This window comes from Pseudomonas sp. (assembly GCF_037994325.1).
GTDB lineage: Bacteria > Pseudomonadota > Gammaproteobacteria > Pseudomonadales > Pseudomonadaceae > Aquipseudomonas.
On sequence record NZ_JBBNAH010000466.1, the window covers coordinates 1 to 4,003 of the forward strand.

Sequence of the window (4,003 nt, forward strand, 5' to 3'; positions counted from 1 at the left end):
GAACAGGCCTAACCAACCCGATGACTACTGCCGCCGATATCATTGTTGGCGGTTCATCGGGCGTCCCGACAAGGTTGGCAGCTGGTACAAATGGGTTTGTCCTGACCATGGTCGCCGGTGCCGTAGCGTGGGCTGCGGCATCTGGTGGCCTGACAAACCCGATGACAGCATCAGGAGACATGATTATCGGTGGATCTTCTGGTACGCCAACGAGGCTTGCGGCCGGCACTAACGGTCATGTGCTGACTTTAACAGCTGGCGTTCCAACTTGGGCTGCAGCTTCGTCTGGCTTTGCAAACCCGATGACAACTGCTGGCGACATGATCGTCGGCGGGTCAGGAGGCGCTGGGACGCGGCTGGCAAAAGGCACTGATGGCCAGATGCTTTTGATGGTCAGCGGTGTTCAGGCCTGGGGGGGCGCTCCTCAATTGGCGGGCTATTCCGAAACCCTCGAAACAATGTCAGCGCTAGCCATTGATGTGACTGTCAGCAACGTTAAGAAGAAGGTGATGTCGGCAAACTCGACGTTCACCATCACCGGCGCAACATCCGGCCGTGCACATAGCTTTACGCTGTTCATCGAGGGCGGAACGACCTACGTAGCGACGTGGCCAGCCTCGTTTAAGTGGGTCACTGGGACGCCGCCGACGTTGACTGCTAAGCACATCATCAGTGGCAGCACTATTGATGGCGGCACCACCTGGAGCGTTAACGATGGCGGGAGCTATGTCTGATGCTGGCCGACCGTATTAGATCCCGCGTCATACCTTCGGCTGCTGCTGATCCATACTTTTCGAATGTTTCTTTGCTGTTTCACGGCGATGAAGCGGATGGGTCTTCTACCGTTGTCGATTCTGGGCCGCTGGCGAATTCAAGCACCTACTCTGGGGCAACTACGACAACCGCCGTAAAACTATTCGGCACCGGTTCAATATTTCAAACTGGGACTAGCTACCTATCTGTCCCAAGTTCTACTGCTTTCGATTTCGGTAGCGGAAACTTTACCATCGAGCTTGCGGTAAATATAAACTCTGTTACAGGCAACAGAAACATCCTTGGCAAGTATGAGACATCCGCGACAGCGCCGTTCGTTATCTACCAGATTGGCACGCAGATAGGCTTCTATGCATCATCCAACGGCACCGGATGGGATCTGTTATCAAACCTTACTTTTGGCTCTTCATTTGCTGCCGCGACTTGGTATCTGCTTGCGGTCACAAGAACAGGCAATGTCTATCGGACATTCCTAAACGGCACGCTGGTTTCAACAGCAACCGTTTCAGGAACTTTGGTTTCAAACTCCGAGCCGCTTTTCTTTGGTCGTGGCAACAACACGGCGCCCGGTTACTGGACCGGCTGGATGGATGAAATCCGGATCACTAAGGGCATATCTCGCTATACGGCGAACTACACCACGCAATCAGGCCCATTCCCGAACTATTGAGGTGATACATGTATGTAAGGTCAGATTCTGGCGTAGCGGTATCGCTTAGCGAAATATCCAAAGAGTTGAACTGCAGTATCCCAGCTGAGCCAAGCGCACAGATTCTTTCGGCGCTTGGGATTGATGTTCTTGTTGAGATCGAACCTCCAAGCGGCATGCACCGACCGGGACCAAACGAAAAGATCAGTGGCAAGTGGACGACTACCTGGCTGGCTCCGACTGAGCAAGAGATAGAAGACAGCGAGCGGGCTGCATTCAAGCAGCAGCGCGGTCTTGCTGTTTCCCGCATAAAGGTAACAACTGCATCAGGCAACACATTCGATGGTGACGAGGCCAGCCAGGGCCGCATGGCGCGAGCAATCCTTGGCATCGACGCGGCTCCGCCTGGCAGCACAGTGACTTGGGTGCTGGCTGACAACTCTGTGATTCAGGCGGGTCAAGATGAGCTGCGTGAGGCTCTAATGCTCGCAGGCCTGGCGCAGGCGGCTATCTGGGTTCAGCCATGAATCGGCTGTCGATGCTTGGCCTGTGGTTTCTGTGCATGGTCGCAGCCATGGTCGCCGGTGTCTGGATGCTGTTTGCTGCGCTGGCCGGCAGTAAGCGCGCCTGGACGCTGGGTGTTGCTCATGACCAACTGGCTAACGCTGCATTTGGTGGAAGCGTCGACGAGACGATCAGTAGCCGAGCCGGGAAGGCTGCGCGCGAGGGAAAGCGATGGGCCTGTGTGCTGTGCAAGTTCCTTGATCGATTCGACAAGGAACACTGCGAGAAGAACATCGAAGGGGAATAGGTGTTCGTGCTCAGGACGAACCAGGAGGGTTCGCTTCCTTTATAGGAGGCGAATTTGCTGCGTGACTATTGCGTGACTTTCTCACGCACCTATAAGCATTTCTGGGCATTCGGTTGCAGCGAGCGCCAGAAGAATACTGCGGTTCCAGTAAGGCCCGTGGAACGCACTCGGGCATGGGGTGCTAGGGGTCGAGTGTTCGAATCACTCCGTCCCGACCATAATTCTCCAAGAAATCCAGTCACTGTAGCGGTGGCTGGATTTTTTTATGGGCGCTGAAAAGCCTGCGAAAAGTTTCCCTTCGGCGTTGGCTCTTTAATCTGCATTCAAGTCGGTTGAGGAGGGCGTTGGCTAGATGGTCTGGGTATCTTTGAGTGTAGCGAGCAGGAGTGCCAATTTTACCGTGAGAAAGGGTGTCTCTCTGAAGTGACTGAGGTTCGCCGAAGCACGATCATTACTGCGGCGACGGCGTCAATTTGGGTAGTTAGATGGTGTGAGCGAGACCTTCTCTATATAGATAGAGCTGTTAGCGGTTAGAAAAAGGCCAATGCGTAATGCATTGGCCTTTTTTGGAGTGGCAGAAGGCTATTGGCTTGATTTAGTTTGCCGCACCGCATCTATAAACGGCAGCGCGCCGTTAGGTAATACGGTGGTAGGCAAGGCCCCGTCCCAGCGTTCGGCCTTGGTCAGCTCAACCAAGTTCTGGTTGCTGGCCAGTGCTTCGGCGCGCGCTTTGATCGCGTCAGCTTCAGCCACGCCACGAAGACGGGTGGCTTCTGCGTCGGCACGGGCTTCGGCTAGCTTGGCGTCGGCTTCGGCTTGTGCCTGGGTAACACGAATCTGCGCTTGGACCTGCTCTGTCTGCAGCATCTGCTCGCGGGTCTTAACTTCGACTTCGGCTTTCATGCGTAGCGCAATGGAGCGCTCGTAGTCGTCGCTGAAGTCGATGTTCTCCACCTGTACGCCATCAATTACCACGGGGCCGTTTATTGACTCCTTAATGGCCTTGGCCACATCGGCTACGAACTTGCCACGCTGCTGTACGGCAGTTACGGCGTTGTATTGGCCGAAAACGTTTTCGACCTGGGTAGGTACCTGGCGGCTGATCAAGCGACTGACTAGGCCGTCAAGGTCTTGGTACTGGCTGTAGACCTTGGCCACTTCGCCAGGCACTACGTGCCAAGATACCGAAACCTGCAGAGTCGCGGTCTGTTGGTCTTTACTGTAGGCCTGCAGTTCGCGGTAGGACGTTGCCTGGCTTTGTACGGAAATGAACTTTACCGTCTCAATAAATGGCGTCTTGAACGAGAGGCCGGGTTCTACAACGCCTACCAGAGCGCCGTTGCGAAGCAGTACGCCGCGCTCGGTTTCATCGACCGTGTACCAAGAGGTGGAAATGACGCCTAGCGCAATGAGCGCGACAATTGCTATGCCGATGGCCTTGCTGTTGAATCCCTGCATATGTCTTCCTTTTATATGGGTGTCTTGTTCCTGGGCTTGGTCAAGCCGCGGCGATGGCTATCTTATAGATAGAGCTCAGAGCGGTCTGCCAAGTTAATCACTGAAATTTTCAGCTATGCCTTGACGTCTTTTCCTGGGGGCTTATAATGCGCACCACTTCCGGCGCGGAAGTCTCTTAAAACTCCAAGTTAATCAATAGGTTAGCGAGAAATTAAGGGTTGCAAAGCAGAGAGATCTGCGTAGAATGCGCCGGGCTGACAGGGTGGTGGTTTAGCCTTGTTAGTTGATCGGTTGGTTCGATCGAAAGCGGT

The 4,003-nt window shown here is 54.5% G+C and carries 5 protein-coding genes; 4 read left to right on the top strand and 1 reads right to left on the bottom strand.

Annotated features, from left to right (window positions below; genetic code table 11):
• From AAAB16_RS15675 to AAAB16_RS15690, 4 genes are all read left to right on the top strand, one after another.
• On the top strand, positions 1-734 hold a 734-nt coding region (locus AAAB16_RS15675), incomplete at its 5' end, for a hypothetical protein (RefSeq protein ID WP_340664155.1).
• A complete protein-coding gene (locus AAAB16_RS15680; protein WP_340664156.1) occupies positions 734-1,444 on the top strand; it encodes a LamG domain-containing protein in 711 nt (236 codons plus the stop codon). The genes AAAB16_RS15675 and AAAB16_RS15680, both read left to right, overlap by 1 nt.
• An 8-nt stretch (positions 1,445-1,452) precedes the next feature.
• Positions 1,453-1,950, top strand: a complete 498-nt coding sequence (locus AAAB16_RS15685) for a hypothetical protein (RefSeq protein ID WP_340664157.1) — start codon at positions 1,453-1,455, stop codon at positions 1,948-1,950.
• Positions 1,947-2,234 carry a hypothetical protein gene (locus AAAB16_RS15690; protein WP_340664158.1) on the top strand — a complete coding sequence of 96 codons (288 nt, stop codon included), beginning with the start codon at positions 1,947-1,949 and terminating at the stop codon, positions 2,232-2,234. Before AAAB16_RS15685 ends, AAAB16_RS15690 begins: the two co-directional genes overlap by 4 nt.
• Before the next feature lie 582 nt (positions 2,235-2,816).
• Here the strand turns inward: AAAB16_RS15690 and AAAB16_RS15695 are convergent.
• Positions 2,817-3,692, bottom strand: coding sequence for an SPFH domain-containing protein (locus AAAB16_RS15695; protein ID WP_340664159.1), 876 nt, complete (start codon positions 3,690-3,692; stop codon positions 2,817-2,819).
• Positions 3,693-4,003 lie beyond the last annotated feature (311 nt).

Coding starts and splice junctions, on each gene's coding strand:
- AAAB16_RS15680 (WP_340664156.1), top strand. CDS start 734: ATGCTGGCCGACCGTATTAGATCCCGCGTCATACCTTCGGCTGCTGCT.
- AAAB16_RS15685 (WP_340664157.1), top strand. CDS start 1,453: ATGTATGTAAGGTCAGATTCTGGCGTAGCGGTATCGCTTAGCGAAATA.
- AAAB16_RS15690 (WP_340664158.1), top strand. CDS start 1,947: ATGAATCGGCTGTCGATGCTTGGCCTGTGGTTTCTGTGCATGGTCGCA.
- AAAB16_RS15695 (WP_340664159.1), bottom strand. CDS start 3,692: ATGCAGGGATTCAACAGCAAGGCCATCGGCATAGCAATTGTCGCGCTC.